Genomic DNA, 3,802 nt, shown 5'->3' with positions numbered 1-3,802 from the left:
CGAGGATCGAGATACACCTTGAGCGGCAGTCCGCCCTGCGCCTGGATCTGCGCAAAGCCCTGCGTGGCCGAATCCAGCCATTGATCATAGTCACGCGGCAGGCGATCGCCATCCACGAACAGCTTCCGCAACTCTGGATAAACCTCTCGCCGATACCACGGAATACCGATCGGTGTCTGCATGAGAAGCTTCTGCCTTTACTCTAGTCAGGGCCGTGACGATGGAGCGGACGTACCAGTTCTGTCAGATGCATTTGCTTGATCTGGCCGGGCGTACCCTGCCAGACCTCGTGCGAACTCAACGCTCACATGGGGCATGACGCAGGATCTGGCTGATCCTGATAGAGAAGGATGTCCAATGCCGCGGTGAGCATTGCCATTGATCCTCCTGAGGGTGGTTCGTTCAGGCAGCACGCACGCCTGCTATGCCGCGACCGGACAGCCGCAGGTCGAACAGCGGCGTTTATGCAGAATGTCAGAAACCACCCACAGATCACCCAGTTACTGAGCAATGCCATACAGTTACATGGCACTTGCTGGCAGACCCTTGAAGCATCCAGATCAGCTCGTCTGTCCGATTGCGTACAAACGAGATTGCATCCATTACAGGTTTTGACCGGATAAATCACTCTATGGCAAATAGTCGTCTGTCATGGCAGTCTTTTCCTTCAGACTGTCAAGGAACGCTCGACTTCTTGTAAAATTTCTCTGTTTCCGCAATTGCCTTGTTCCCAAGTGCCGTCACCTGACACTCGGTGGCTCCGGGCACGCAGGGGAACTCTTCATCACGGCGCAAGGTTCCGCCGGAAACAGGATGCTGGCACCGACAGGAGGCCGGAACGGCGGCCCGGGACGACTCAGTCATGAGGCTGGTCGGACGTGCCCGTCGCGACCGGCTGGAAGTCCACGCGGTCGGGCGGGCCGTCGGCGTGCAGCCAGACGGGAGGCACCGTCAGATCGGCCGGCAGGGCGACCAGGCTGGAGGAGACAGTGCCATAGCCATCCTGTCGGCGGATCAGCAGGCCCTCGCCCGGATCGCGGCCGGTTGGTGCGGGCGTGGCCAGCAACAGACGCCAGCCCGACCAGTCACCGCTCGCCGGGTCGGGCAGGTCGGCGCTGAACGGCCCGCGGAACCGGGCGATCCTGGGCGAGGCCGGGTCGTTCAACTCGCCGGAATCGATCATGGAGACGCCGTCCGGCACCGGTGCCACCCGGATCGGTCCATCGCCGCCGTGGCGGACCCAGAACGCCGCCCTGCTGTCGGCAACGATCAGGTTGAACGGGCGGAAGGCGCGCTCGTCCAGCTCGGCCAGGGCAGAGGCGCTCTCCTGCGCCGAGAGGTGCTGGACCGCATCCAGCACCAGCTCGCCGCGGCTGCGCTTGCCGGGCAGTGGCCCGAGTGTGCCCTTGCGGTTCAGCATCGCCGCCAGCACGCCCGTGTCCGATAACGCCAGCCAGCTTCCGCCGGCCAGCTGGTCGAGCCCGCCCAGGATCTCCGGCTGGTCCGGCCAGAGACGGCCGGGCGGCGCTGAGGGCCGGCCGGTCATCTCGTCGCGGTTGGCGGCCACCAGGAGCGGCCAGGCATGGTCCGGCCGGCGGCAGATCACGAGGGTGCACAAGGCCGTTGATTCTCCTGGCGGAAAGCGCCGTTTTGCCGCCCGCCGCGCTGGCGTTGGGCAGGGTGGCTCCCTATATCTGGTGTCCTGGGACGATGAAGCCAGCAGGAGCCACGATGACGACCTTCGATGATCGGGAGCGTAGCGAGGAGGCGCGATTCCGGCACGATCAGGAAATCTATTTCAAGGTCCGCAATCGCCGGAACAAGCTGCTCGGTCTGAAGATCGCGAACGATTATCTCGATCTGCATGGCGACGAGGCCGCGGCCTATGCCAAGGACGTGGTGATGGCCGACTTCGAACGCCCGGGCGACGACGACGTGGTGCAGAAGGTCCGTGCGGACGTGGCCGCGGCGGGCAAGTCGATCTCCGACCACATGATCGAGAAATATCTGCAGCAGTTCGAGGCGAGCGCGCGCGCTTCGGTCAAGGCGGAATGAACCGGCCGGGGCCAGAGAAGATGCCGGTCCTGCCCGAGGGGCGGCCAGTCCCGCGGCCTGAGGCCGGGCAGAAGCGCCTGGCCGATCCGGTGCCGGCCGATCCCGCACTGGTCGGCCCGGTACAGCCGGCAGGCGAGCAGAACGGCCCGAAGGGGCCGGAGCCGACCAGGTTCGGCGACTGGGAGAAGGACGGGCGCTGCTTCGACTTCTGAGCCTTCCGGCCTGATTCCGGCCGGGGCCGTGCGGACCAAGCAGGACAGATCGTCGCGCGCAACGGCAATTTCGTGTATCCGCCCGAGCACGACGGGCAGCGGCAAGGTGACCCGCGGCAGGGCCGGGCGTCACCGATAGGAGTTGCATCCATGGCGGAAGCTTCGGTTCAGCGGCGCGAGGGCGGCGATCGGCAGCGTGCGCTGGACGCGGCGCTCAGCCAGATCGAGCGCGCGTTCGGCAAGGGCTCGGTGATGCGCCTGGGCCAGTCCCAGGCCGGCGCCGACATCGAGACCATTTCCACCGGTTCTCTCGGCCTCGACATTGCCCTTGGCATTGGCGGGCTGCCGCGCGGCCGGGTCGTCGAGATCTACGGGCCGGAGGCATCGGGCAAGACCACGCTCTGCCTCCACGTCATCGCGGAAGCGCAGAAGAACGGCGGGACCTGCGCCTTCGTCGACGCGGAGCATGCGCTGGACCCCACCTATGCCAAGAAGCTCGGCGTCAACATCGACGATCTCCTGATCTCGCAGCCGGACACCGGCGAGCAGGCGCTGGAGATCACCGACACGCTGGTCCGCTCCGGCGCCATCGACGTGGTGGTGGTCGATTCGGTAGCGGCGCTGGTGCCCAAGGCCGAGCTCGAAGGCGAGATGGGCGACCAGATGCCCGGCCTCCAGGCTCGTTTGATGAGCCAGGCCCTGCGCAAGCTGACCTCATCGATCAGCCGCTCCCGCTGCATGGTGATCTTCACCAACCAGATCCGCAGCAAGATCGGCGTGATGTTCGGCAGCCCCGAGACCACTAGCGGCGGCAACGCGCTGAAGTTCTACGCCTCGGTCCGGCTCGATGTGCGCCGCATCGGCCAGATCAAGGACAAGGACGAGGTCGTCGGCAACCAGACCCGGGTCAAGGTCGTCAAGAACAAGGTCGCCCCGCCGTTCAAGGTGGTCGAGTTCGACGTCATGTACGGCCAGGGTGTCAGCAAGACCGGCGAGCTGATCGACCTCGGCATCCGGGCAGGCGTGGTCGAGAAGTCCGGCTCCTGGTTCTCCTACAAGGACACGCGGATCGGGCAGGGGCGCGAGAACGCCAAGTCCTATCTCGTGCAGAACCCTGAGGTCGCGGCCGAGCTGGAGACCACCATCCGGCAGAGTGCTGGCATCTCCGGTGCCGCCGCCTTGCTTGACGAAGACCGCACGATCGAGGACTGAGCGGTCCTCGATCGCCGTATCCTGTTTCCTTTCGGACGACCCATGGCCAGCGTCAGCGAGATCCGCTCGAAGTTCCTGGATTATTTTGGCCGGCACGATCACGAGATCGTCGCCTCGGGTCCGCTGGTGCCCCATAACGACCCTACCCTGCTGTTCACCAACGCAGGCATGGTCCAGTTCAAGAACGTCTTCACCGGGCTCGAGCAGCGCGACTACGTGCGTGCGACTACGGCGCAGAAATGCGTGCGTGCTGGTGGGAAGCACAACGATCTGGACAATGTCGGCTATACCGCCCGGCATCACACCTTCTTCGAGATGCTGGG

At 65.0% G+C, this 3,802-nt stretch carries 5 protein-coding genes and 1 pseudogene; 4 read left to right on the top strand and 2 right to left on the bottom strand.

Annotation, left to right across the window (positions count from 1 at the left end):
• Together EQG76_RS04600 and EQG76_RS04595 are read right to left on the bottom strand one after the other, a co-directional pair.
• A pseudogene (locus EQG76_RS04600) lies at window positions 1–182 on the bottom strand (hypothetical protein); the annotation flags it as partial.
• 674 nt (window positions 183–856) lie between these two features.
• Window positions 857–1,618, bottom strand: a complete 762-nt coding sequence (locus tag EQG76_RS04595; RefSeq protein WP_159711003.1) for an NRDE family protein — start codon at window positions 1,616–1,618, stop codon at window positions 857–859.
• A 5-nt stretch (window positions 1,619–1,623) separates the two neighbouring features.
• On the opposite strand from EQG76_RS04595, the gene EQG76_RS04590 reads away from it, so the two are divergent.
• The 4 genes from EQG76_RS04590 to EQG76_RS04575 form a co-directional block, all read left to right on the top strand.
• Window positions 1,624–2,055: a DUF1476 domain-containing protein gene (locus tag EQG76_RS04590; RefSeq protein ID WP_200840557.1), complete on the top strand. Its 432-nt coding sequence runs from the start codon at window positions 1,624–1,626 to the stop codon at window positions 2,053–2,055.
• Window positions 2,052–2,267 carry a DUF1674 domain-containing protein gene (locus EQG76_RS04585; RefSeq protein ID WP_200840556.1) on the top strand — a complete coding sequence of 72 codons (216 nt, stop codon included), beginning with the start codon at window positions 2,052–2,054 and terminating at the stop codon, window positions 2,265–2,267. The genes EQG76_RS04590 and EQG76_RS04585 overlap by 4 nt, the downstream gene beginning before the upstream one ends.
• A 150-nt stretch (window positions 2,268–2,417) precedes the next feature.
• Window positions 2,418–3,479, top strand: a complete 1,062-nt coding sequence (gene recA / locus EQG76_RS04580) for a recombinase RecA (protein WP_159711001.1) — start codon at window positions 2,418–2,420, stop codon at window positions 3,477–3,479.
• A gap of 42 nt (window positions 3,480–3,521) precedes the next feature.
• A partial coding sequence (locus EQG76_RS04575) for an alanine--tRNA ligase-related protein (protein WP_235031206.1) occupies window positions 3,522–3,802 on the top strand: 281 nt, incomplete at its 3' end.

This window comes from Geminicoccus flavidas (assembly GCF_009806515.1).
Classification (GTDB): domain Bacteria; phylum Pseudomonadota; class Alphaproteobacteria; order Geminicoccales; family Geminicoccaceae; genus Geminicoccus; species Geminicoccus flavidus.
Note: the sequence above shows the minus strand (reverse complement) of the source record. Positions and strands in the feature narration are given on the sequence as shown.